A 25,031-nucleotide genomic window follows, 5' to 3' on the forward strand; every position below is an offset into this window, starting at 1 on the left:
AACGTCGATGACGTGCTACGCTTGATTCGGCAAAAATAAAATACGTAAGTAATTATTAAAAAATATAAGAAATTGATTTACATAATAAAATTATATTAATGATGACGGCACCTTCCTATCAGTTCTCCCACTGATGACAAGTCTCGTCTTAAGGTTTAGTTAAGCTTGCGGCCTTACATTGGCAGTTAATCCACGGAAACGATTCTTCTCTGGCGTTTAATATTCGTTAAACGAAAGGGATTTATAGTGTCATCAAAAGCAGTCCGATACGTTTGGGGTTAACTATGGATCAATTTTTACCTTTCTCTCGTCCAGCCATCGGCGACGAAGAAATCGCCGCGGTAGAGAAAGTGTTGCGTTCCGGTTGGATCACCACCGGCCCGCAAAATCAGCAACTGGAAAGCGACTTCTGTTCCACCTTCGGCTGTAAGCACGCCATCGCCGTCAGTTCCGCCACAGCGGGCATGCACATCACTTTGATGGCGCTGGGCGTGGGGCCCGGCGATGAAGTCATCACCCCTTCCCAAACCTGGGTTTCCACCCTCAACATGATCGAACTGCTGGGCGCTACGCCGGTGATGATCGACGTTGACCGTGAGACCTTGATGGTCAGCGCCGCCGACGTTGAGGCTGCCATCACCCCGAAAACCAAAGCGATTGTTCCGGTGCATTATGCCGGCGCCCCCCTGCAGATGGACGCTTTGCGCGCCGTGGCCGAACGCTATCGTCTGCCGCTGATCGAAGACGCCGCCCATGCGGTCGGCACGCGTTACAACGGCGAATGGGTCGGCGCGCGCGGCACGGCGATTTTCTCGTTCCACGCGATTAAGAACGTGACCTGCGCCGAAGGCGGCCTGATCGCCACCGACGACGATGCGCTGGCGGATCGCCTGCGTTGCCTGAAGTTCCACGGCCTGGCCGTCGATGCCTTCGATCGCCAGCAGCTTGGCCGCAAACCGCAGGCCGAAGTGGTGGAGCCGGGGTACAAATACAACTTGTCCGACATTCACGCGGCGATCGCCGTGGTGCAACTGTCGCGCTTCGCGGAGCTGAACGCGCGCCGTAAGGCGCTGGCGCAGCGCTACCTGAGCGCGCTGGAAGGCTCGCCGTTCCAGCCGTTGGGCGTGCCGGATTATCCGCATGACCACGCCTGGCACCTGTTTATGGTGCGCGTCGATCCCGAGTGCTGCGGCCTCGATCGCGACCAGCTGATGGAGCGCCTGAAAGAGGTTGGCATCGGCACCGGGCTGCATTTCCGTGCCGCGCACACCCAGAAATTCTACCGTGAGCGCTATCCGCAGCTGTCGTTGCCGAATACCGAATGGAACTCGGCGCGGCTGTGCACCTTACCGCTATTCCCTGATATGACCGACGCCGATGTGGATCGCGTGGTCAATGCCTTGTCTTCTGTTGTGGAGTCTTTACGTGTCTCGCGTTGAACTGATCAAAAAAGTGTCGATAGTCATCCCGGTATACAACGAGCAGGAAAGCCTGCCTGCGTTGCTGGAGCGCACTACCGCCGCCTGTAAGCAGTTATCCCAACCTTATGAAATCATTCTCGTCGACGATGGCAGCAGCGACAACTCCGCTGACATGCTGACCGCGGCGGCCGAAAAGCCGGACAGTCACGTGATTGCCGTCCTGCTTAACCGCAACTATGGCCAGCATTCGGCGATCATGGCCGGTTTCAATCAGGTGACCGGCGATCTGGTGATTACCCTTGACGCCGATCTGCAGAACCCGCCGGAGGAAATCCCTCGGCTGGTCAGCGTGGCGGAAGAGGGCTATGACGTGGTGGGCACCGTGCGCGCTAACCGTCAGGACTCCTGGTTCCGCAAAAGCGCTTCGCGCGTAATCAACATGATGATTCAACGCGCCACCGGCAAATCGATGGGGGACTACGGCTGCATGCTGCGCGCCTACCGTCGTCATATCGTTGAGGCGATGCTGCACTGTCATGAGCGCAGCACCTTCATCCCGATCCTGGCGAATACCTTCGCCCGTCGCACGACCGAGATCGACGTGCGTCACGCCGAGCGCGAGTTCGGCGACTCCAAATACAGCCTGATGAAGCTGATCAACCTGATGTATGACCTGATCACCTGTCTGACCACTACGCCGCTGCGTTTGCTCAGCGTGGTCGGCAGCATCGTAGCGCTGTCCGGGTTCGTGTTGGCGCTGGTGTTGATCGCGCTGCGTCTGCTGCTCGGTCCTGAATGGGCCGCCGGCGGCGTGTTCACGCTTTTCGCCGTCCTGTTCACCTTTATCGGCGCCCAGTTTGTCGGCATGGGGCTACTGGGTGAATACATCGGCCGCATCTATACCGACGTGCGCGCACGTCCTCGCTATTTTGTTCAGAAAGTGGTCGGCGTACAGCAAGACCACAATACTCAGGAAGAAGAATGATGAAAGCTATTGTATTTGCTTACCATGATATTGGCTGCGCAGGTCTGAAAGCGCTGACTGAGGCGGGTTATGACGTGCAGGCTGTGTTCACGCACACCGACGACCCAGGTGAGAACAACTTCTTCTCCTCCGTGGCCCGTTTGGGCGCCGAATTGGATCTGCCGGTCTATGCGCCGGAAGACGTGAACCACCCGCTGTGGGTTGATCGCATTCGCGAACTGCAGCCGGACGTGATCTTCTCGTTCTACTACCGTCACATGCTGAGCGACGAGATCTTGTCGCTGGCCCCGTTGGGCGGTTTCAACCTGCATGGTTCGCTGCTGCCGCGCTACCGTGGCCGCGCGCCGGTGAACTGGGCGTTGGTGAATGGCGAAACCGAAACCGGCGCCACCCTGCACAAAATGGTGAAACGCCCTGACGCCGGCGACATTGTGGGCCAGCAGAAAGTGGCTATTGCCGACAACGACACCGCGCTGACGCTGCACAAAAAAGTGCTGGAAGCCGCACAGGCCGTGTTGAAAGAGCAGCTGCCGAAGCTGAAGAACGGCACCGCCACTTTTACCAAGCAGGATGAGTCTCAGGCCAGCTACTTCGGGCGCCGCACCGCGGCGGACGGCGAGATCTTGTGGCACAAATCCGCCAAAGAGATCAACAACCTGGTGCGCGCCGTCACTGAACCGTACCCGGGGGCATTCAGCTACCTCGGCCAGCGCAAGCTGATCGTCTGGCGTTCCCGCGTGCTGGATACCCAACACGATAAACAACCGGGCACCGTGCTGAGCACCGCCCCGTTGGTCATCGCCTGTGGCGAAGGCGCGCTGGAAATCGTCGCCGGGCAGAACGAAAGTGGCCTGTACGTGCAGGGCAGCCGCCTGGCGCAGGAAATGGGCATCGTCACCGACGTGCGTCTGGCCGCCAAGCCGAACGCCGTGATGAAACGCCGCACCCGCGTGCTGATCCTCGGGGTCAACGGTTTCATCGGCAACCACCTGACCGAGCGCCTGCTGCGCGACGATCGCTACGACATCTACGGCCTGGATATCGGCTCTGACGCCATCAGCCGCTTCCTCGACAACCCGCGTTTCCATTTCGTGGAAGGCGACATCAGCATCCACTCCGAGTGGATCGAGTATCACATCAAGAAATGCGACGTGGTGCTGCCGCTGGTGGCGATCGCGACGCCGATCGAATACACCCGCAACCCGCTGCGCGTGTTCGAGCTGGACTTCGAAGAGAACCTGAAGATCGTTCGCGACTGCGTGAAATACAACAAGCGCATCATCTTCCCGTCCACCTCAGAAGTGTACGGCATGTGCGACGACAAAGAGTTCGATGAAGACCATTCGCGTCTGATCGTCGGGCCAATCAACAAACAACGCTGGATCTACTCGGTCTCCAAACAGCTGCTGGATCGGGTGATCTGGGCTTACGGCGCCAAAGAAGGCCTGAAGTTCACGCTGTTCCGTCCGTTCAACTGGATGGGGCCGCGTCTGGATAACCTGGACGCCGCGCGCATCGGTTCTTCCCGCGCCATCACCCAGCTGATCCTCAACCTGGTAGAAGGTTCGCCGATCAAACTGATGGACGGCGGCGCACAGAAGCGTTGCTTCACCGACATCAACGACGGCATCGAAGCGCTGTTCCGCATCATTGAGAACCGCGACGGCCTTTGCGACGGTCAGATCGTCAACATCGGCAACCCGACCAACGAAGCGAGCATTCGCGAGCTGGCGGAAATGCTGCTGGAAAGCTTCAACAACCACCCGCTGCGCGACCGCTTCCCGCCGTTTGCCGGCTTCAAGGACGTGGAGAGCAGCAGCTACTACGGTAAAGGTTACCAGGACGTCGAGCACCGCACGCCGAGCATCAAGAACGCGCGCCGCCTGCTGGGCTGGCAGCCGACCATCGAGATGAAGCAAACCGTCGCCGATACGCTGGACTACTTCCTGCGCACTACCGTTCAGGAAGGGAACGATGCATGAAGAAAGTCGGTCTGCGGGTTGATGTAGATACCTTCAGCGGCACCCGTGAAGGGGTGCCGCAGTTGCTGGACCTGTTCGAAAAGTACGACATTCAGGCCAGCTTCTTCTTCAGCGTGGGACCGGACAACATGGGGCGCCATCTTTGGCGCCTTTTGCGTCCGAAATTTCTGTGGAAAATGCTGCGCTCGAACGCCGCTTCGCTGTACGGTCTGGATATTCTGCTGGCCGGCACCGCGTGGCCGGGGCGCAACATTTCACGCGCGCTGGGGCCGCTGATGAAGCGCACCGCCGAAGCCGGCCATGAAGTCGGGCTGCACGCCTGGGATCACCAGGGATGGCAGGCCAACGTCGGCAAATGGAGCGAGGCGCAGCTGACCGAACAGGTGCAGCGGGGCGTCGATGCCCTGAGCGCCAGCACCGGCCAGCCGGTGAAATGCTCCGCCGTAGCAGGGTGGCGTGCCGACACGCGCGTGCTGGAGGTCAAGCAGCGCTTCGGCTTCCATTACAACAGCGATTGCCGCGGCACCCATCCGTTCCGTCCGGTGCTGAGCGACGGGCGTCACGGTACGGTGCAGATCCCGGTGACGTTGCCGACCTTCGACGAAGTGATCGGCAGCGAAGTCAGCATGGCCGACTTCAACGACTACATTCTGCGCGCCATCGAGAACGATCGCGGCGTACCGGTGTACACCATTCACACCGAAGTGGAAGGCATGTCGCAAGCGGCGATGTTCGAACAGTTATTGCAACGCGCACGGCAGCAGGGCATCGAATTCTGTCCGCTGAGCGCGCTGTTACCGCAAGATTTGGCGTCACTGCCGTTGGGCCGCATCAAGCGCGCTCCTTTCCCCGGCCGCGAAGGTTGGCTGGGCTGTCAAACCGATGTGAAGGACGTTACATGAAGGCGCTAAAAGGATCCTGGGCCATTCTGCTGGCCGTTTTTTTTGCTCTGGTCTATCTGATCCCGCTTAACGGTCGCCTGCTGTGGCAGCCGGATGAAACGCGTTATGCCGAGATCAGCCGTGAAATGCTGCAACGCGGCGATTGGGTGGTGCCGCACCTGCTGGGGCTGCGCTATTTCGAGAAGCCGGTAGCGGGATACTGGTTCAATAACATCAGCCAGTGGCTGTTCGGGGAAAACAACTTTGCGGTGCGTTTCGGCTCGGTGTTCAGCACCGGCATGACCGCGCTGCTGGTGTTCGCGCTGGCGATGCTGATGTGGCGCAATGCGCGCCGCGCCAGCCTGGCGGCGCTGATGTTCCTGTCGATGGTGCTGGTGTTCAGCATCGGCACCTACAGCGTGCTGGATCCGATGATTTCGCTGTGGCTGGCGGCGGCGATGGTCAGCTATTACCTGACGCTGAAAGCCACCTCGGTCAAAGGCAAGCTGGGCGCCTACGCCTTGCTGGGCTTGGCCTGCGGCATGGGCTTTATGACCAAGGGCTTCCTGGCGCTGGCGGTGCCGGTGATCGCGGTGATCCCGATTGTCATTCAGCAACGTCGCATCAAGGATCTGCTGTGCTACGGCCCGGTGGCGATCGTGACCGCCACGTTGCTCAGCCTGCCGTGGGCGCTGGCGATCGCGCAACGTGAGCCCGATTTCTGGAATTACTTCTTCTGGGTCGAACACATTCAGCGCTTCGCCGAAGATAACGCCCAGCACAAGGCGCCGTTCTGGTATTACCTGCCGATCCTGCTGGCGGCGGTGTTGCCGTGGCTGGCGCTGCTGCCCGGCGCGCTGCTCAAAGGTTGGCGCGAACGCGTGCAGCGCCCGGAGCTGTTCTTCCTGCTGAGCTGGGCGATGATGCCGCTGATCTTCTTCAGCATCGCCAAAGGCAAGCTGCCGACCTATATTCTGCCTTGCATGGCGCCGCTGGCGCTGCTGATGACCGCCTATGCGGAAGACTACGCCGCCACCCTGCGCGCCAGGCTGTTTAAGGCCAACGCCTGGCTGAACGGCCTGTTCGGGCTGATTGGCATCGTGGCGCTGGTGGTGTTGAGCTCCGGCCTGCTGCCGAAAGCGCATCTGTTTACTCCGCAGGAGTGGCCGAAAGTGGTGCTCGGCCTGATTGCGTTCGGCGGTTGGCTGCTGTTCGCGCTGGTCTCCGCGCGCGATAACGGCCGCCAATGGCGTTGGGCGGCCGCTTGCCCGGTGCTGCTGTGCCTGGTGATCGGTTACGCGATTCCGCAGCAGGTGACCGATTCCAAACTGCCGCAGAACTTCGCCCGCGCCACGATGGCCGAACTGGGCGACAGCCGTTACGTGCTGACCGACAGCGTTGGGGTGGCGGCCGGCCTGGCCTGGGAACTCAAGCGCAGCGACGTGCTGATGTACAGCCAGAAAGGCGAGGTGGCCTATGGTCTGGAGTATCCGGACGCCAAAGGGCACCTGATCAGCGACGCCGACTTCCCGCAGTGGCTGGCGCAGGCGCGCAAGCAGGGGAATGTGTCGCTGGTGTTGCAGCTCTCCCGCGGCGAAGCGCTGCCGCAGGAACTGCCTGCCGCAGATAAGGTGGATCGCATGAACCGTCTGGTGCTGATGTGGTATAAACAGCAACCATGATCGGTTTTCTGTTGGTGATAGTGGTCAGTCTGCTCACCTGTGGTGGGCAGCTGTGCCAGAAGCAGGCGGCGCACTGCTGGGAACGGGCGGACGAGGCGCGGCTCAAGCAGACGCTGCGTTGGCTGGCGCTGGCGGTGCTGTTGCTGGGGCTGGGCATGGCGGTGTGGCTCAATGTGCTGCAACGCCTGCCGCTCAGCCTGGCTTACCCGATGCTCAGCCTTAACTTCGTGATGGTGACGCTGGCCGCGCGCTGGCTGTTTCATGAGCCGACGACCGCGCGCCATTGGTGTGGCGTGGCGTCGATTATGCTGGGGATCCTGCTGATGAGCGTGCATTCATGAAGGGCTATGCCTGGGGCGCCGCCAGCGTACTGCTGGTGACGCTGGCGCAGTTGCTGATGAAGTGGGGCATGGTTCAGATCCCGCTGATGTCGTTCGCCGACGTCTCGCTGACGCTGATCGGCGACTACTGGCTGCCGCTGCTGGCGGTGGGCGGCGGCATCTTTGGCTATGCGCTGTCGATGCTGTGTTGGTTCTTTGCGCTGCGCCATCTGCCGTTAAACCGCGCTTATCCTCTGCTGAGCGTCAGCTATGCGCTGGTTTACCTGGCGGCGGTGATCCTGCCGTGGTTTAACGAATCCGCTACGCTGCTGAAAACGTTGGGCACGCTGTTTATTCTGTTCGGCGTCTGGCTGATTAACAGCAAATCCGAGACCAAATCGCCGCAATAGGGCCAAAACCGGCGATCCTGCTATTATCTCCCTCATGGCGCTTGCCTTTTTCCCCGTGCGGGAGATAAATTAACGCGAAATAGCGCTTTCCTTACGTGGTGCCGGCTTTGCCTCGCAGGCAGTGTAGTGGTGTACCGAATGGCATAATGCGGCAACGTGTTCAATGAAGGGATATTATGCGGATGCGTGTGTGGTTTTTATTAGCCAGTTTAATCCTCGCCGGTTGCAGCAGCCATGCGCCGCCACCCAGCGGCCGCCTGGCGGATTCTATCGTGGTGGTGGCTCAGCTCAATGAACAACTGCGCCAGTGGTACGGCACGCCATACCGCTACGGCGGCCTGGATCGCGGCGGCGTGGATTGCTCCGGCTTTGTTTACCGCACGTTCCGCGATCGCTTCGATATGCAGCTGCCCCGTTCGACCGAAGAGCAAACCTCGCTGGGCACCAAGGTCTCGCGCGACGAACTGATGCCGGGCGATCTGGTGTTTTTCAAAACCGGCGGCGGTGAGAACGGTCTGCACGTCGGCATTTACGATACCAACGACCAATTTATCCACGCTTCGACCAGCCGCGGGGTGATCCGCTCCTCGCTCGATAACGTTTACTGGAAACGGGTGTACTGGCAGGCGCGGCGCATTTAGCCTTAACCCGTTGATTTGGTGTATCATGGCGGCATCACGTGTTTTGAACGGTGCCTGCCATGAACAGTTTGCGTTTACTGATCTCCGACTCCTACGATCCCTGGTTCAACCTGGCGGTGGAAGAGTGCATCTTCCGTGAAATGACCACGCAAAAAATCCTCTTCCTGTGGCGCAATGCCGAAACGGTGGTGATCGGCCAGTCGCAGAACCCCTGGAAAGAGTGCAACACCCGGCGTATGGAACAGGATGGCATTCGGCTGGCGCGGCGCAGCAGCGGCGGCGGGGCGGTATTCCACGATTTGGGCAACACCTGTTTCACCTTTATGGCCGGCAAGCCGGGGTACGATAAAAGCGTCTCCACGAACATCATTCTGCAAGCGCTGCGGCAGTTGGGCGTAACGGCCGACGCATCGGGGCGCAATGATCTGGTGATGGAAACTGCCGATGGGCCGCGCAAAATATCCGGCTCCGCCTATCGCGAAACGCAGGATCGCGGTTTCCACCACGGCACGCTGTTGCTGAATGCCGATCTGGAGCGGTTGGCGGACTACCTCAATCCGGATCCCAAAAAACTGCAGGCCAAGGGCATCACCTCGGTGCGTTCGCGCGTCGCCAACCTGGCGGAGTTTTTGCCGGGCATCAACCATGAGCAGGTGTGTGAGGCGATCGTGCAGGCCTTCTTCGCCCACTATGGCGAGACGGCCGAGCCGGAGATCATTTCGCCGGATGTATTCCCCGATCTGCCCGATTTTGCCGCGCAGTTCGCCAAACAGAGCAGTTGGGAATGGAATTTCGGCAAGGCGCCGGCGTTCAGCCATCTGCTAAATGAACGCTTCGTCTGGGGTGGTGTGGACCTGTTCTTTGATGTCGAGAAGGGGACAATTGTTCGTGCGCAGGTATTCACCGACAGCCTGAATCCGGCTCCGCTACAGCGGTTGGCGGACATGCTGGTGGGCTGCGCGTACCGCAGTGAGCCCGTCGCCGCCTGCTGCGACCGCCTGGTGGCGGCCTATCCGCAACAGGCGGCTGAATTGACCGAGCTGCGGCAATGGCTGAGCGATACCATCCGCTAGCCGGGCGGTCTGGCTGCGAGGGGATGAGCGTGCTCATCCCTTTTTTTATCGCTGAAAGCGACGTTTCGCTGGGCGTAGCGCAGATTTTCTGAAAATCAAGGTGGGCATTTTTTCAGGTTTTCAATGCTGCGAATAACGGGCGGAATTGATGCGTTATTAAATTTAATCAGTCATCGTTAACGGCCGGAAAAATTGGCGTTAAGTCAGAAAGATTATTTTACTTTATTTAGGATTTTTCTTAATTAAAACAAAGGAGATAAGTCAAATTTGGCCTCAAATCCATTCCACTTAAGCCAAATATCTTTTCGCATCACGCGCCGAACGAGAAAGCTGGCATAAGTGCGGCTGCTTTTCTTTGCGCCGTTCGCGATTGTCGTATAGCTTTAATCTATCAATTAAATGATATTTTACGAGCATTTGCATTGATATTTCCGATTAATCCCAGAAGGATTGATCGATAAAATATATTGATATACGATGATACGCTAGCCATTCATCCTGTGGCATTAAAATGAACATCCAACTCGAAGCTGACTTTATTAGTAGCTATGTTTTTCAACCTGTTTACTCAATGGAGGGCGGGCTGTTGGCGGTGGAAATGTTGAGCCGTTTCAACAGTCTCGACGGTGATTTAGCCATGCCGGCCGAAATTGGGATTAATTTATTGGCGCCTGAACAAAGGATTGAGTTATTTAATGAGCAATTGAGACTGGCGGAGCAGCATGCTGCCTGGTTTACCGGTAACAGCGTGCAGTTGACCATCAATATCGAAGAAACCATCGTCGAGCTTATTCTTTCCGATCCGGCCTTGTGCCAGAGGATCCGGCAATATCCTTTTATTGCATTTGAAATGAGTGAGAGTTTTCCGAATCTTTCTGCCGGAAAGAACAATACGAGCGTGCGGCGATTAAGCGAATTGTTTACGCTGTGGCTCGATGATTTCGGTTCCGGTAAAGCCACGCTGACCGCGTTGTACGATGGTTTGTTTGACTACGTAAAGATAGACAAGCGTTTTTACTGGCAGCTGTTTACCCATCAGGGGTATGACGTGGTCATCGACTCGTTGTTAAAGAATATCAACCTGTTGTGTAAAGGCGTGATCGTCGGAGGAATAGAGAAAAAAGAGTACTTTAATAAACTCAGATACGCCGGTGTTTTAGGCCTGCAAGGTTTTTTATGGCCCAGCGTTGGTGTGGATAATCTGCAAGCTTTGCTGGTGATGCCCAGCGAGTTCAATAATTAAGAAGTGATACAAAAAAACTACACACAATGAGGTAAATAAGCGACGGGGTGATGTTTAGCGTGATTCAGTCGCCGTTATTCCCCCACGTTTTGCTGATAACCGCGTTTGTCAGCCGACGTTCAGCGCGTTTCCTCACGCGAAACCTCCCGCATCCGTTCTGGCGACAGGCGGATGCGTTCTCCCTGCATTCCTTCGGTGTTAATCCTCCCGTTCAGGCTCTACACTACGCTGAAACGGAGGGCCTATGCCGCAATTCGATAACGCTTACTATCAACAATTACCCGGGTTCTACACCGCCCTGAACCCGACGCCGCTCAAGGATGCGCGCCTGCTGTACCACAGTGAGCCGCTGGCGCGCGAGCTGGGGCTGGATGACAGTTGGTTTACTCAGGATAAAACCCCGATTTGGGCGGGGGAAACGCTGCTGCCGGGCATGCAGCCGTTGGCGCAGGTGTACAGTGGCCACCAGTTCGGCGTCTGGGCCGGGCAACTGGGCGATGGGCGCGGCATTTTGCTGGGCGAACAAGTCCTGGCGGACGGCAGTCACCGCGACTGGCACCTGAAGGGCGCCGGGCTGACGCCGTATTCACGCATGGGGGATGGCCGCGCGGTGCTGCGTTCGGTTGTCCGCGAGTTTCTGGCCTCTGAGGCGCTGCACCATCTGGGGATCCCCACCACGCGTGCGTTAACTATTGTCACCAGTCAACAACCGGTATACCGCGAGCAGCCGGAACGCGGCGCGATGCTGCTGCGGGTGGCGGAAAGCCATGTGCGCTTCGGTCACTTCGAACACTTTTATTACCGCAAACAGCCGGAGCTGGTGCGGCAGCTGGCGGATTTCGTCATCGCCCGTCACTGGCCGCAGTTGCAGGATCAGGCCGATCGTTACCTGTTGTGGTTTACCGACGTGGTCGAACGCACGGCGCGCCTGATCGCCCATTGGCAAACCGTCGGATTCGCCCACGGCGTGATGAACACCGACAACATGTCGATTCTCGGCATCACCATCGATTACGGCCCTTACGGTTTCCTCGATGACTATCAGCCCGGCTACATCTGTAACCATTCCGACCATCAAGGGCGTTACGCCTTTGATAATCAGCCGGCGGTGGCGTTATGGAACCTGCATCGCCTGGCGCAAACCTTGTCGGGGCTGATGACTGCCGAACAGCTGCAGCAGGCGTTGGCGGCGTATGAACCGGCGTTGATGCGCGCCTATGGCGAACAGATGCGCGCCAAACTGGGCTTCTTCACGCCGACGGCGCAGGATAACGACGTGCTGACCGGCCTGTTGAGCCTGATGGCCCAGGAAGGGCGGGACTATACCCGCACGTTCCGCCTGTTGGGCGAAACCGAACAGCAACAGGCGCAGTCGCCGCTGCGCGATGAGTTTATCGACCGCGCGGCCTTCGACGCCTGGTATCAGCAATATCGTCAGCGTTTGCAGCAGGAGCAGGTCAGCGACGCGGAGCGGCAACGGGCGATGAAGGCGGTGAACCCGCGGCTGATCCTGCGCAACTACCTGGCCCAGCAAGCGATTAAGGATGCGGAGAAAGACGACGTCGGCCGTTTGCAGCGGTTGCATCAGGCCTTGCTGCGGCCGTTCGACGATGCGCCGGAGTATGACGATCTCGCTGCGCTGCCGCCGGACTGGGGCAAACATCTGGAGATTTCCTGTTCCAGCTGAGATGAAAAAAGGGCGCCTCATGGCGTAATGCTGGTCAGTTAGCGTTTTTATGCAGGCGTTCGTGAAATTTTCGGTCGATAAAAGTGAGATGCCTCATGTGGCTCACGCACCTCGACCGAGCCAGGGGCCGAAGGCGCGGCCCCTGGCAACCCGCGCCTTTGCCCTGTCAGACGGTTGGCTTTGCCAACGTTACTCAGCCCATCCATGGGCCTCGCCCCTTCGGGGCCGCTGCAAGCAGCGTTCAAATCTGCTCCAGGCAGATTTGTCCTCCCTCCGCCATAGCGCATTGAGGCCGGTTGCGACAGGCGTCCCTGCCTGTCTCACCTGAAACCGCCGTCCATGGCGGTTTCTCCTAATGCGCTATGCCTGCGTTCGGCGTCTTCAAGGGCGTCCAATACCGTGCTCATCTCCGATTTCTCTTCTCTGTCATAACCTCATAAGGGACAGGTTGCCCGGTAGCTGCCAGCTCGGGTGTTGACCTTAGGCGCGCATCACCGGCTGCCGAGCAAGACGGCATTGTCAGGGGCAACCGGCCAGGGAAGGCCGGTTGAGGCGAGACTAACAGGGACGTTTGTCGCAGCCGACCCGCCCGACAATGCAGACGCGGCGAGGGTATCCGCATAGCGGACAGACGGTGTTAAGCAAGGGCGCGGGTGGAGGGGCCGCGCCTTCGGCCCCTCCAATTGCCGTTCATATTGGCCACAGAGAAATGCGGGACATTTACGGCAATTCCCCTGCACAGAACGCCCAGAGGCTGGATAAAAAAATGCCACTCAGGAATTAACGGAGCGGCATTACGCCTCATGGCGCCCTTGAACGTTTCATTGGCGCAGATAGACCTGCGGCAACGACACTTCGGGATGATGAATCACGCCGAGATCGGCCTGGTACCAGCGGGTGAGGATTTCCGTCTGCAACACTTCCTGCGGTGTGCCGCTCGCCACCAGGCGCCCCTGATGCAACAGCAGGATGCGGTCGGCGTACAGCGCCGCCAGATTGAGATCGTGCAGCACACAGCAGACGCCCAGCGGCTGTTGGCGCGTCAACGAGCGCAGCAGGCGCAGGGTATGCTGCTGGTGGTAAAGATCCAACGCCGAAGTCGGCTCGTCGAGGAACAGCCAGGCGGGGGACGGCTGCGGCTGCCACAGCTGTGCCAATACCCGCGCCAGTTGCACCCGCTGCTGTTCGCCGCCGGACAGCTGACGATAGTCGCGCTGCGCCAGCGCCAGGCAATCGGTCTGCGCCATAACCTGTTGGATCGCCTGGTGCTCGTCGCGTTTGCCGTGCGGCGCGCGTCCCATGCTGACCACTTCTTCCACGCTGAAGGGGAACGCCAGATCGCTGTATTGACGCATCACGGCTCGGACTTTGGCCAACTGCTGCGGCGCCCAGTGTTCCAGCGGGCGGCCAAGCAGCCGGCATTCGCCACAGTCCGGCGTCAAATAGCCGGTCAGCAAACGCAGCAGCGTCGATTTGCCGGCGCCGTTAGGGCCGATAATCGCCACCATTTCACCGCCGGCGAGGCTGAGCGAAACATCGTTGATCAAGCGGCGCGTACCGAGGCTGTAGCGCAGCTCCCGGGCCGTGAGGTTGGCGGCGTTATCCACTGGTTCGCTCCCGCTGGCGCATCACCAGCCACAAGAAGTAAGGGCCGCCGATCAGGCTGGTCATCAATCCCACCGGCATTTCGGCCGGCGCCACCAGCGTGCGCGCCAGCGTGTCGCTGACCAGTAGCAGGCAGGCGCCGCCCAGAGCAGAGCAGGGCAGCAGCCAGCGGTGATCCCCGCCGAGGCGCATGCGCACCAGATGCGGCACCACCAGACCGACGAAGCCGATCACGCCGCTCATCGCCACCGCCGCGCCGATCAACAGGGCGCTCAACAGCAGCAGCTGCAGCTTGGCGCGCTGAACGTTTACCCCGAGGTAGTGTGCCTCTTCGTCCCCCAGCTGTAACAGGTTCAGACGACGCGCCTGCAGCAGCGTCAGCAGTGCCGTGGGCAGGATCAGCGAGGCGGAAACGGCCAGCGTCGGCCATTGCGACTGGCTGAGGCTGCCCATCATCCACAGCGAGAATTGGCGCAGCTGTTGATCGCTGCTGATGTAGGAGAGCACGCCGATGGCAGCCATACACAGGGCGTTGATCGCGATGCCCGCCAGCAGCAGCCGCGACAGATTGCCGTGCCCGCTGCGGCTGATGCCGTAGATCAACAGCGATACCAGCAGGCTGCCGAGGAACGCCGCCAGCATGTGGCCATACAACGCGATCGTCACCGGCAACGCCAGCGGCATCACGATGAACAGCGCGACAAACAGCGCGCCGCCGCTGCTGATGCCCAGCAGGCTCGGATCCGCCAGCGGATTGCGGAACAGCCCCTGCATTACCGCGCCGGATACCGCCAGCGCACAGCCGATCACCACCGCCAACAGCACGCGCGGCAGACGAATGTTCAGCCAGATGTGCCAGGCGGCGTCGCTGAAGGGTTCGCGCCACAGGGTGCCAAACGACAGCGTCAGCGCGCCCAGGTTAGCGGCGACCAGCGCCAGCAGCGTCAGCAGCACCAGCAGGCCGATGATGGCTAACTGAGGCGAGGTGCGGCAGCGCATTACTTTTGCTCCGCCGCGTGGCGCAGTTTGGCCAGCGCCGCCGGCGTTTCCAGACCGAAGCCCAGCAGCGCCATGTCATCGACGATCAGCACGCGACGCTGCTTACCTGCCGGCGTCAACGCCAGACCCGGCAACGTCCACAGTTGCTGTTCGCCGCCGAGGGTGCGCACGCCGTCGGTGGTGACCAGCAACAGGTCCGGCGCGCTGGCGATGACGCCTTCCTGCGACAGCGGACGGTAGCGGTCAAAGCCCTGCATGGCGTTTTTCAGTCCGGCGGCGGCGATCACCGCGTCGGCGGCGGTGTGTTGCCCGGCCGCCATCGGCGTAATGCCGCCGTGGCTCATCACAAACAGCACCTTGACCGGCAGCGGAGTGGTATCGACCGCCGCCAGCTGCTGTTGATAGCGCTCGCTCAACTGCTTGCCTTGCTCATCACGCTGCAGCGCGGCGGCGATCGCGGCGATTTTTTGCGGCACCGCCTGCAGGGTGGTGTCACCCGGCACGCTGACCACTTTGACGCCGCTGTCCGCCAGTTGTTTGAGCACCAGCGCCGGCTGCGCCAGCTCGGTCGTCAGCACCAGCGTCGGTTTCAGCGCCAGAATGCCTTCGGCGTTCAGCTGGCGCATGTAGCCGACGTCCGGCAGCTTTTTCACCGCTTCCGGATGCAGGCTGGTGCTGTCGCGGGCGATCACGTCGTCGCCGGCGCCGAGCGCAAAGGCGATTTCCGTCACGTCGCCGCCGATCGAGACGATGCGCTGCGCGGCGGCGGCGGCGGCGGTGAGCGGCAGCGTCAGCGTCACCATCAACGCCAGGCGGCGGATCAAGGAGGATTTCATGCGGCGATGTCCTTGGCGGCGAGCGCGGCGACCTGCTCGCGCCACTGGGTTTGTTCCGGTTGGCCTTCGGTGCGCTGGCCATACAGCTGCGCGATCTGCGTGCCATCTGCGGCGAACAGCTCCAGGCTGGTGACGATGCCGTCTTTGGTCGGTTTGCGGGTGATCCAGCTTTCGGCGATGGCGTTTTCAATCAGGTGCAGCGTGAAGCGGCGGTTGAACACGTTGATCCAGCCTTCCTGCGGCATCAACCGTTCGATCTGGCCGGTGAAAATCTGCACGCAGCCACGGTTGCCGACGAAGATCATGATCTCATTTTGCTGTTGCTGCGCCGCCTCCAGCAGTTGCGACAGCGCGCTGTTGTCCACCTGATAGGCCAGATCGTCGCCGACAGCACGGAAGGCCTGCTGACGCGTCAGCTTATTGCGGCTCAGCAGCTGGAAGAACTGGTGCACGTCGGTCATCGCGCGCCATTCAGCGTCGATTTTGGCCTGATCCTGCGTGGCTTCATCGGAGGTGGCCGCCTCGGCGGGCTGCAGCGCCAGCGCCGGGTTTTCTTCGCTCAGGTGGCGTTCCACCAGCGCCATCCAGGCCGGCAGATCGGTTTCCTCGGTGGTGTAGACCTTGTGCAGTGCATCGCCCTGCGGGTCAAAGAACTGAATGCTGTGGCGCACGCCGCGCTTGTTGGTTTCGCTCATGGCGAAGACGCTGGTCCAGTGGTTGAGGAACAGGCGCAGATCCAGCTCGCGCGGGTTGAGGATCAGCCCGGCGTGGCCGTTGAGGTGCTGGTTGCGGTAGCGGCCCATCTGCTCATGCACCGCATAGCTGTTGCGGGTGATGGACTTGGTGACGCCCACTTGCTCGAGTTCGGTCAGCAACGTGCGGGCGTCGGCCTGCAGGCGGCGAGCGTCGTGGCCAACGCGGGCGTGCGTCAGTTCCGCTTCGCTGACGCCAAGGATCGCCGCCAGATCGCGGGCGTATTTGCCGGGATGGTCGATTTTAGCCTGTTGGTAACGTTCGTACAGGGTGTTGCTCATGCGGGATTCTCCTGCGCTGTGATGCGAATGGCGGACACACCGGATGTCCGCCAGATAGTCAAATGATCACCACTGGTAGCTGACCAGCAGTTTGGCGTTGCGGCCATCCTGCGGGACGCCCTGCGGCGAGTAGTACTCTTTGTCGAAGGCGTTGCCCAGCACCACGGTGGTGGTGACGCCCTGCAGACGGTCGCGGCCTTTGTAGCTCAGATAGAAGTCGTTAACCCCGTAGCCGCCTTGCTCCGGCGTCCCCGTCTGCACGCGGGTGGCGCGTTCGGCGAAGGTGGCGACCCAACCGGCGGACAGACCGGTTTCGCCTAGCGGCACATCCAGCGAGCTGGTGACGGTGTCCGGATTGATGCTGCTCAACCAGTCACCGGTCGCTTCATTTTTGCCGCGGGTGCGGTTATAAGCCAAATCCCAGCCGAACCAAGAGGTTTTATAGCTGAGCGTAGCGTCCCATCCCCAGATTTTTGCGCGATCGATATTGGTCGAAAAGGTGGTGCAACTGATGCAGTAAGGGCCGCGCGGGCCGCGTCCCAGCTCCATGGTGACGTCGGTTGTGATGTAATCCTTGGCTTTAGTATCGAAATAGCTCGCTTTGAACTGCAAGCTATCATCGGCGAGCAGCAGATCGTCGAAACGCAGACCAAATCCGTACTCTTGAGTTTCATTGGTTTCCGGTTTCAAATTAGGGTTCGGCACCCAATAGTTGGTGATGGTGGTAGGCCCCATTGGGATGGAGAAGTGTTTGGAGTCGTTGTACATCTCACCCATCGTCGGTGCGCGGAACGCCTGAGAATAGGAGCCGAACAGCATCAGCCAGTCGGTGGGGGTAATGCTGACTGCGCCGCGTGAGGACCATTTGTTCGCATCCACATCGGCATAGCCGTCACTTGAGCCCTTGTAATTGTCATAGCGGGTGCCGGCGAGCAGGGTGACGGGCAGATCGCGCAGCGTGATTTCGTCCTGCAGCCAGCCTGAAGCGAAGTTGATTTTTGCGTGCGGGAAACTTTCGGTCGCTCCGCCCGGCGTTTGCTCCTGTTTGTAAGCCTCGGTGCCGTAGGTCAACAGGTGCGAAGCGAAAGTATCTGCAAACAGGCGTGTGCGGTTTTCGAGTTTGGCGCCTTTAGTGGTTTGTTTGCGCGCTTCATCTTCGCTGCCGCTGGCGTGCGCGTTAATTTTCACGTCCGAGTAATACACTTTCGCTTCAGCATCCAGCCAATCCTGGCCGACCGGCTTCAGTTTGTAACTCAGAGCCGCGTCGCGTTGGATCGTCGAACGATCGGTCATTAAGTTTCCAGCGGAGCTGGCTGGCGTTTGTGGGTTTTTCGGCTCTTGGGCGCTGTTGTTGTAGTAACGAAGGTTGCCGCCCAGCGACTGGTTGTCGTCGATCTTCCAGGTGCCTTTGGCCAGCACGTTGTTGATGGTTTCGTCGTTGGGGGCATCGAAGCCATTGCCCTGGCGCAGATTGCCGACGTCGCGGGTGCCGAACGACAGCAGGCCGTCGAGGTTATCGGTCTTGCCGTAGGCGCTGGCGCCCATGCCCAAGCTGTGATCGCCGCTGCCGGCGGTGCCGTAGACGCGGAACCCGCTGTCGTGGCCTGGCAACAGCAGGTCGGCGGCGTCGACAGTTTCATAAGACACTACGCCACCCAGCGCGCCGCTGCCGTACAGCAGGGCAGAAGGGCCGCGCACGATTTCGATGCGCTTCACCAACGCAGGATCTAAAAATGTGCCGTTAATATGGCCGGTATCGGTGCCCTGGCGGATGCCGTCGACCAGCGTCAGCACGCCGCGTCGGTCGTAACCGCGCATCATGAGATCCTGCCCATTGCTGCGGCCGGAGCCCGTGACGGTAATACCCGGCACGCGGCGCAGCATATCGGCAGCGGTCCCCGCAGTTTGGCTTTCCGGCGAACTGCCTTCGATGACCGTCACCATCATCGGCGCTTCAAAGCTGCTGCGCTGATTACCGGTGGCGACCACGGTCATGGTTTCGTCAGCGGCTTTGGCTTTTTGGGCCGGCGTCGCGGGGGAAGAAGAGGGTGTCGTGCTGGTGTTTTGTGCCAAGGCCACCGTAGGCAGAGCGCAGGCAATCGCCAGACTCAACGCGGAAAAACGCAGCCGGGTGGAAAATGTCAGAGGCATGTTGCAACTCTCCGTATGTAATGAAACATATCAATAGATTTGCTGGCTGCCTGGATCACAAGATCGGGGTGGCTGGCGTTTGAGGATGCTGTGGTTATTTGGTCAGGATCAATTTCCCTGCCTTGGTCTGCCGCAGTTGATAGCGCTGGCCCTGATGGGTAATGAACGCGATGCCGTCGGCGCCGAGCAGCTGTGCGCTGTCGTAGCTGGGCGGCGCGTTTGCGCTGTGCTCGGTCGGGGCCGCGGCGGCGGGAGTTGGCGTGTTGGCAGTATCCATCATCTTTGTGCTTATAAAACAGACCATTAAATGGTAATTAATATCAAATTGAGAATCATTATCATGTGATGGAAAGGTTACATCAAGGAAAATTTTCTTACCGATGGAACCTTTTTGTCGAACGGACATCCGGCGACGGGCCGAACGCGCTCGGCCCGTAAAAAAGAGGGGATTATTTCAGCAGAGTTTCGATACGGTCGAACAGACGCTCAGGTTTGGTGATCGGCGCAAAGCGCGTGACACGTTGACCATCGGCGGTGAGCAGGAATTTGGTGAAATTCCATTTGATGCGGCGGCTGCCCAGAATGCCGGGCGCCAGGCGTTTCAGTTCGTTGAACAGCGGATGGGCGCCGGGGCCGTTGACCTCTATTTTGTTGAACAGCGGGAAACTGACGCCGTAGTTGAGGCTGCAAAAATTGGCGATCTCAAGCGGACTGCCCGGCTCCTGAGAACCAAACTGGTTGCAAGGGAAGCCGAGCACCATCAACCCGCGTTCGCGATAGTATTGCCACAAATTTTCCAGCCCGCGGTATTGCGGGGTGAAGCCGCACTTGCTGGCGGTGTTGACCACCAGGTAAGCGCGCGCCGGGAAATCGCCCAGCGTTTTTTGCTCGCCCTGCAGCGTGACGCAGGGGATGGATAACAGAGAGTGAATCATGCCGGGACTCCCAGTGCGTTGCGGCGGGTGTTAAAGGATTGCGATCAGTATAGATGAGCGAAACAGGGGAGATAAAGCCGGGGCGTGGCCCCGGCCTGCGATAGGCTAGAAGCGGCTATCGATGGCATCCGCCAGCATCGCCAGCAGCTGTTCGCTGTCGGACCAGCTCAGGCAAGGATCGGTGATCGACTGGCCATAAGTCAGCGGCTGGCCGGCGACGATTTTCTGCGTGCCTTCCACCAGGAAGCTTTCCGCCATCACGCCGGTGATGGCGGCAGAGCCGGCGCGGATCTGCTGGCAGACATTGTCGGCCACTTCCAACTGACGGCGATGCATCTTCTGGCAGTTGCCGTGGCTGAAGTCGATCACCAGGTGCTCCGGCAGATCGAATTCACGCAGGCTGTCACAGGCGGCGGCGATATCGCTGGCGTGGTAGTTCGGCGTTTTGCCGCCGCGCATGATGATGTGGCCGTACGGGTTGCCGCTAGTCTGGTAGATGGTCATCTGACCATGTTTGTCCGGCGACAGGAACATGTGCCCGGCGCGTGCCGCGCGAATGGCGTCGATGGCGATGCGGGTGTTGCCGTCGGTGCCGTTTTTGAAGCCGACCGGGCAGGAGAGCGCCGAGGCCATTTCACGGTGGATCTGGCTTTCGGTGGTGCGCGCGCCGATGGCGCCCCAGCTGATCAGATCGGCGATGTATTGGCCGACGACCATGTCCAGGAATTCGGTGGCGGTCGGCAGGCCGAGCTGGTTCACCTCCAGCAGCAGGCGGCGCGCCATTTCGATGCCGCGGTTGACCTGGAAGGTGCCGTCCAGTGCCGGATCGGAGATCAGGCCTTTCCAGCCGACAACGGTGCGCGGTTTTTCGAAGTAGGTGCGCATCACGATCTCCAGGCGATCCTGATAGCGTTCGCGCAGGGCGTTCAGCCGGCCGGCGTAATCGACGGCGGCGTCGAGATCGTGGATGGAGCAGGGGCCGATCACCACCAGCAGGCGGCGGTCTTCACCGGTAAGGATTTTTTCAATGCGTTTACGTGACGCTGTCACGTTATCGGCGACGGCCGCCGAGATCGGCAGCTTATCCGCCAACGCTTGCGGCGTGACGAGGCTGTCGATGCGCGCGGTCCGCAGTTCATCTGTTTTGTGCATGTTGTTCCCTGGAAACTGTTCTTCTCTGCGGCAGGAGCGCCGGGAAGTGATGGCGATCACAATAACGCAAAAAGCGCTGAATTCAACCGTAGAGATTGCGTTCTCTTGATCAAAGCCGCGAAAAAAAGCACAAAAAAATCAGCTGCTGCTGAAATAAACGGCAGGCGGCGGGGCGCGATGGCCCCGCAGGGAAAGATCAGAACATGCGGCGGCTCATGCCGAGGATATCGAGGATTTTGGTGGAGATCTCTTCGACCGAATAGTTGGTGGTGTTGAGGTAGCGGATCTGGTTTTTGCGGAACAGCGCCTCGACCTCGGCGATTTCCATGCGGCACTGGCGCAAGGAGGCGTAACGGCTGTTTTCGCGCCGTTCTTCACGGATCGCCGCGAGGCGCTCCGGATCGATGGTCAGGCCGAATAATTTATGCTGAAACGGTTTCAGCGAGGCCGGCAGATGCAAATTGTCCATATCGTCGGCGATAAACGGGTAGTTGGCGGCGCGGATGCCGAACTGCATCGCCAGATAGAGGCTGGTGGGGGTTTTGCCGCAGCGCGAGACGCCGAGCAGGATCACCTGCGCCTGATCGAGGTTGCGCAGCGAAATGCCGTCATCGTGCGCCAGGGTATAGTCGATGGCGGCGATGCGGGCGTCGTACTTGCCGAGATTGCTGGCGGTCAGGCCGTGGGTGCGGTTCGGCACCGGCGTCGGTTCCACATCCAGCTCGCCCTGCAGCGGGCCGACCAGCGCCTGCACGATATCCTGGCAGAAGCCCTGGCTCTGGACGATCACATCGCGTACTTCCGGCGAGATAATGGAGTAAAACACCAACGGGCGCACGCCGGTTTCATGGTAAATATCATCGATTTGCTGGCGAACTGCGCGCGCGCGGGCCTCGGTTTCGACAAACGGCAGGGTATAGGTGGTCGCCGTGACCGGGAACTGCGACAGCACCGCGTGTCCCAGCACTTCGGCGGTGATCGCCGTACCATCCGAAATATAAAAAACGCTTCTTTCCACCCGAGGCTCCTTACCTGAAAACGGTGTTCCTGCTGTCATCACTGTCAATATCATGGGCCGCAGACGATCCGTCGGTAAAGGGGCGAGAGAAAAAATTGTGACGGCGGGGCGATAAACCGCCATGCGGCGGCGCAGGCGGAAAGCGCGATTAGCGGCCGTAAAAAGTGCGGCCCAGCGGCGCTTTTCCACCTGAAGCGCGAGTTTGCCGTTATTTTCACCAAAAACGGTAGCGTTTGCGCGGTCATTAAAACAGAAGTTTAAAAAGAACGTAATTAGTTGAGAACTAAGCTTTTCGTGCGTTTGGGAACGGTTCCCAGGCAAATCAGCCGGTTAGGACATTCTCTTAAAAACCACTTTCTTCAGTGGGTTGATCGATTCACCTTTCCATTTTCCCCGGATCAGTGTGCTAGTCTGATTCGGCTCCGCGTTTAGCGGCGCCGTAAAGCAAGCGAATTAAATCCGTCTTTACCCTACTGATAGCAATAAGGATTGTCTCGATGTCCAACAATGGCCCAGACTTGCGTAATGTGCTTTGGTACAACCAGCTTGGCATGCACGACGTTGACCGTGTCGGCGGCAAAAACGCTTCCCTCGGTGAAATGATCACCAATCTTTCCGATTTGGGCGTGGCCGTGCCGAACGGTTTTGCCACCACCGCGCAGGCGTTTAACGATTTCCTCGAACAAAGCGGTGTTAACCAGCGCATCTATCAGTTACTGGATCAGACTGACGTTGACGACGTTGCACAACTGGCCAAGGCCGGTGCCCAGATCCGCCAATGGGTGATCGACACGCCGTTCCACGCCGAGTTCGAGCGTGAAATTCATCAGGCTTACCAACAGCTCGCCGACGGCGAACCGGAAGCCTCCTTTGCGGTGCGCTCCTCCGCCACGGCGGAAGACATGCCGGACGCTTCCTTCGCCGGCCAGCAGGAAACCTTCCTCAACGTGCAGGGCATCGACGCCGTGATGGTGGCGATCAAGCACGTGTTCGCGTCGCTGTTCAATGACCGCGCCATCTCTTATCGCGTGCACCAGGGCTACGACCACCGCGGCGTCGCGCTGTCGGCGGGCGTACAGCGCATGGTGCGCTCCGATCTGGCCTCCTCGGGCGTGATGTTCACCATCGACACCGAGTCCGGCTTTGATCAGGTGGTGTTCATCACCTCCGCCTTCGGTCTGGGTGAGATGGTGGTGCAGGGCGCGGTGAACCCGGATGAGTTCTATGTGCACAAGCCGACGTTGCAAAAAGGCAAGCCGGCGATCGTGCGCCGCAACCTGGGCTCGAAAAAAATCCGCATGGTGTACGCGCCGTCGCAGGATCACGGCAAGCAGGTGCGCATCGAAGACGTGCCGGAAGCGCAGCGCAGCCGGTTCTCGCTGACCGATGACGAAGTGCAGGCGCTGGCGCATCAAGCGATCCTGATCGAAAAACATTACGGCCGCCCGATGGATATCGAGTGGGCGAAAGACGGCCATACCGGCAAACTGCTGATCGTGCAGGCGCGCCCGGAGACCGTTCGCTCCAACGAACAGACCATGGAACGCTATCAGCTGAACGGCTCCAGCCCGGTGCTGGTGGAAGGCCGCGCCATCGGTCATCGCATCGGCGCCGGTCCGGTGAAAGTGATTCACGATATCAGCGAAATGGATCGCATCCAGCCGGGCGACGTGCTGGTGACCGACATGACCGACCCGGACTGGGAGCCGATCATGAAGAAGGCCGCTGCGATCGTCACCAACCGCGGCGGGCGCACCTGCCACGCGGCGATCATCGCCCGTGAGCTGGGCATCCCGGCGGTAGTGGGCTGTGGCCACGCCACCGACGTGCTGAAAGACGGCCAGAAAGTCACCGTATCCTGTGCGGAAGGCGACACCGGCTTCGTTTACAGCGACATGCTGGACTTCAGCGTGCAGAGCTCCGAAGTGACCGAACTGCCGGATCTGCCGCTGAAGATCATGATGAACGTCGGCAACCCGGATCGTGCTTTCGACTTCGCGCGTTTGCCGAACGAAGGCGTGGGCCTGGCGCGGCTGGAATTCATCATCAACCGCATGATCGGCGTGCACCCGCGCGCGCTGCTGGAGTTCGATCAGCAAACGCCGGCGTTGCAAAACGAAATTCGCGCGTTGATGCAGGGCTATGACCACCCGGTCGAGTTCTACGTCGGTCGTTTGACCGAAGGGATCGCGACGCTGGGCGCCGCCTTCTGGCCGAAGCGCGTGATCGTGCGTCTGTCCGACTTCAAATCCAACGAGTACGCCAACCTGGTGGGCGGCGACAAGTATGAACCGCACGAAGAGAACCCGATGCTGGGCTTCCGCGGGGCCGGCCGCTACGTGGCCGACAGCTTCCGCGATTGCTTCGCGCTGGAGTGCGAAGCGGTGAAACGCGTGCGTAACGAAATGGGGCTGACCAACGTCGAAATCATGGTGCCGTTCGTGCGCACCGTGGCGCAGGCGGAAGCGGTGGTGGCCGAGCTGGCGCGTCAGGGGCTGAAGCGTGGCGAAAACGGGCTGAAAGTGATCATGATGTGCGAGATCCCGTCCAATGCGCTGCTCGCGGATCAGTTCCTTGAGCACTTCGACGGCTTCTCCATCGGCTCCAACGACATGACCCAGCTGGCGCTGGGGTTGGATCGCGACTCCGGCGTGGTGTCGGAACTGTTCGACGAACGCAACGACGCGGTGAAAGCGCTGCTGTCGATGGCGATCCAGGCGGCCAAACGCCACGGCAAATACGTCGGTATCTGCGGCCAGGGGCCGTCCGACCATGAAGACTTCGCCGAGTGGTTGATGGAGCAGGGCATCGATAGTCTGTCGCTCAATCCGGATACCGTAGTGCAGACCTGGATCAACTTGTCGAAAAAGAAATAATGCTTCGGCGCTGCTAAGGCATTAATACCCGGCCGCAGTTTACGCTGCGGCCTTTTTATTTCTGAATGTAAATAACGGCGCGTTAAATAATCAATTTGGC

General features: G+C 59.7%; 21 protein-coding genes. 12 read left to right on the forward strand and 9 right to left on the reverse strand.

The window, feature by feature from the left end:
- Nucleotides 1-284: 284 nt before the first annotated feature.
- From arnB to ACJ8PE_RS19845, 11 genes are all read left to right on the forward strand, one after another.
- A complete protein-coding gene (gene arnB / locus ACJ8PE_RS19795; RefSeq protein WP_197760032.1) occupies nucleotides 285-1,439 on the forward strand; it encodes a UDP-4-amino-4-deoxy-L-arabinose aminotransferase in 1,155 nt (384 codons plus the stop codon).
- Nucleotides 1,426-2,406, forward strand: coding sequence for an undecaprenyl-phosphate 4-deoxy-4-formamido-L-arabinose transferase (arnC, locus tag ACJ8PE_RS19800; protein WP_197792919.1), 981 nt, complete (start codon nucleotides 1,426-1,428; stop codon nucleotides 2,404-2,406). The genes arnB and arnC overlap by 14 nt, the downstream gene beginning before the upstream one ends.
- Complete coding sequence (gene arnA, locus ACJ8PE_RS19805; protein ID WP_033644264.1) at nucleotides 2,406-4,388, forward strand: bifunctional UDP-4-amino-4-deoxy-L-arabinose formyltransferase/UDP-glucuronic acid oxidase ArnA; 1,983 nt, start codon at nucleotides 2,406-2,408, stop codon at nucleotides 4,386-4,388. The genes arnC and arnA overlap by 1 nt, the downstream gene beginning before the upstream one ends.
- A complete protein-coding gene (gene arnD, locus ACJ8PE_RS19810) occupies nucleotides 4,385-5,290 on the forward strand; it encodes a 4-deoxy-4-formamido-L-arabinose-phosphoundecaprenol deformylase (RefSeq protein WP_033652453.1) in 906 nt (301 codons plus the stop codon). Before arnA ends, arnD begins: the two co-directional genes overlap by 4 nt.
- A complete protein-coding gene (arnT, locus tag ACJ8PE_RS19815) occupies nucleotides 5,287-6,951 on the forward strand; it encodes a lipid IV(A) 4-amino-4-deoxy-L-arabinosyltransferase (RefSeq protein WP_197760034.1) in 1,665 nt (554 codons plus the stop codon). The genes arnD and arnT overlap by 4 nt, the downstream gene beginning before the upstream one ends.
- Entirely contained in the window at nucleotides 6,948-7,292 is a 345-nt protein-coding gene (arnE, locus tag ACJ8PE_RS19820; RefSeq protein WP_033642887.1) for a 4-amino-4-deoxy-L-arabinose-phosphoundecaprenol flippase subunit ArnE, read from the forward strand. The genes arnT and arnE overlap by 4 nt, the downstream gene beginning before the upstream one ends.
- Nucleotides 7,289-7,681, forward strand: a complete 393-nt coding sequence (gene arnF / locus ACJ8PE_RS19825; protein ID WP_033642888.1) for a 4-amino-4-deoxy-L-arabinose-phosphoundecaprenol flippase subunit ArnF — start codon at nucleotides 7,289-7,291, stop codon at nucleotides 7,679-7,681. Before arnE ends, arnF begins: the two co-directional genes overlap by 4 nt.
- A 176-nt stretch (nucleotides 7,682-7,857) precedes the next feature.
- Nucleotides 7,858-8,322, forward strand: coding sequence for an NlpC/P60 family protein (locus tag ACJ8PE_RS19830; RefSeq protein ID WP_016927954.1), 465 nt, complete (start codon nucleotides 7,858-7,860; stop codon nucleotides 8,320-8,322).
- 59 nt (nucleotides 8,323-8,381) lie between these two features.
- Nucleotides 8,382-9,395, forward strand: a complete 1,014-nt coding sequence (locus tag ACJ8PE_RS19835) for a lipoate--protein ligase A (protein WP_147880679.1) — start codon at nucleotides 8,382-8,384, stop codon at nucleotides 9,393-9,395.
- A gap of 511 nt (nucleotides 9,396-9,906) precedes the next feature.
- Nucleotides 9,907-10,638 carry an EAL domain-containing protein gene (locus tag ACJ8PE_RS19840; RefSeq protein WP_142075454.1) on the forward strand — a complete coding sequence of 244 codons (732 nt, stop codon included), beginning with the start codon at nucleotides 9,907-9,909 and terminating at the stop codon, nucleotides 10,636-10,638.
- Between the two features lie 244 nt (nucleotides 10,639-10,882).
- Nucleotides 10,883-12,325 (forward strand): protein adenylyltransferase SelO, encoded by a 1,443-nt coding sequence (locus tag ACJ8PE_RS19845; RefSeq protein WP_197792917.1) that lies wholly within the window; start codon nucleotides 10,883-10,885, stop codon nucleotides 12,323-12,325.
- Nucleotides 12,326-13,146: 821 nt separating this feature from the next.
- Here the strand turns inward: ACJ8PE_RS19845 and ACJ8PE_RS19850 are convergent.
- From ACJ8PE_RS19850 to ppsR, 9 genes are all read right to left on the reverse strand, one after another.
- Nucleotides 13,147-13,932 (reverse strand): heme ABC transporter ATP-binding protein, encoded by a 786-nt coding sequence (locus tag ACJ8PE_RS19850; protein WP_033642893.1) that lies wholly within the window; start codon nucleotides 13,930-13,932, stop codon nucleotides 13,147-13,149.
- The gene (locus ACJ8PE_RS19855) at nucleotides 13,925-14,929 is read right to left on the reverse strand and encodes a FecCD family ABC transporter permease (RefSeq protein WP_033642894.1); all 1,005 of its coding nucleotides are present in this window, start codon (nucleotides 14,927-14,929) and stop codon (nucleotides 13,925-13,927) included. The genes ACJ8PE_RS19850 and ACJ8PE_RS19855 overlap by 8 nt, the downstream gene beginning before the upstream one ends.
- A complete protein-coding gene (locus ACJ8PE_RS19860; RefSeq protein ID WP_170852773.1) occupies nucleotides 14,929-15,765 on the reverse strand; it encodes a heme/hemin ABC transporter substrate-binding protein in 837 nt (278 codons plus the stop codon). Before ACJ8PE_RS19860 ends, ACJ8PE_RS19855 begins: the two co-directional genes overlap by 1 nt.
- Nucleotides 15,762-16,799, reverse strand: coding sequence for a hemin-degrading factor (locus ACJ8PE_RS19865; RefSeq protein WP_033642896.1), 1,038 nt, complete (start codon nucleotides 16,797-16,799; stop codon nucleotides 15,762-15,764). The genes ACJ8PE_RS19860 and ACJ8PE_RS19865 overlap by 4 nt, the downstream gene beginning before the upstream one ends.
- A 66-nt stretch (nucleotides 16,800-16,865) precedes the next feature.
- A complete protein-coding gene (locus tag ACJ8PE_RS19870) occupies nucleotides 16,866-18,950 on the reverse strand; it encodes a TonB-dependent hemoglobin/transferrin/lactoferrin family receptor (protein ID WP_197760039.1) in 2,085 nt (694 codons plus the stop codon).
- A 94-nt stretch (nucleotides 18,951-19,044) separates the two neighbouring features.
- Nucleotides 19,045-19,227: a hemin uptake protein HemP gene (gene hemP / locus ACJ8PE_RS19875; RefSeq protein WP_016927944.1), complete on the reverse strand. Its 183-nt coding sequence runs from the start codon at nucleotides 19,225-19,227 to the stop codon at nucleotides 19,045-19,047.
- Nucleotides 19,228-19,399: 172 nt separating this feature from the next.
- Nucleotides 19,400-19,885, reverse strand: a complete 486-nt coding sequence (locus tag ACJ8PE_RS19880) for a glutathione peroxidase (protein ID WP_033642898.1) — start codon at nucleotides 19,883-19,885, stop codon at nucleotides 19,400-19,402.
- Between the two features lie 105 nt (nucleotides 19,886-19,990).
- A complete protein-coding gene (locus ACJ8PE_RS19885; protein ID WP_033642899.1) occupies nucleotides 19,991-21,037 on the reverse strand; it encodes a 3-deoxy-7-phosphoheptulonate synthase in 1,047 nt (348 codons plus the stop codon).
- Nucleotides 21,038-21,233: 196 nt separating this feature from the next.
- Complete coding sequence (ppsR, locus tag ACJ8PE_RS19890) at nucleotides 21,234-22,094, reverse strand: posphoenolpyruvate synthetase regulatory kinase/phosphorylase PpsR (RefSeq protein WP_160880175.1); 861 nt, start codon at nucleotides 22,092-22,094, stop codon at nucleotides 21,234-21,236.
- A 458-nt stretch (nucleotides 22,095-22,552) separates the two neighbouring features.
- Between ppsR and ppsA the strand changes: the two genes are divergently transcribed.
- A complete protein-coding gene (gene ppsA / locus ACJ8PE_RS19895) occupies nucleotides 22,553-24,931 on the forward strand; it encodes a phosphoenolpyruvate synthase (RefSeq protein ID WP_033642901.1) in 2,379 nt (792 codons plus the stop codon).
- Nucleotides 24,932-25,031 lie beyond the last annotated feature (100 nt).

Origin of the sequence: Serratia sp. CY74737, assembly GCF_052166775.1 — a bacterium.
Lineage (GTDB): Bacteria > Pseudomonadota > Gammaproteobacteria > Enterobacterales > Enterobacteriaceae > Serratia > Serratia ureilytica.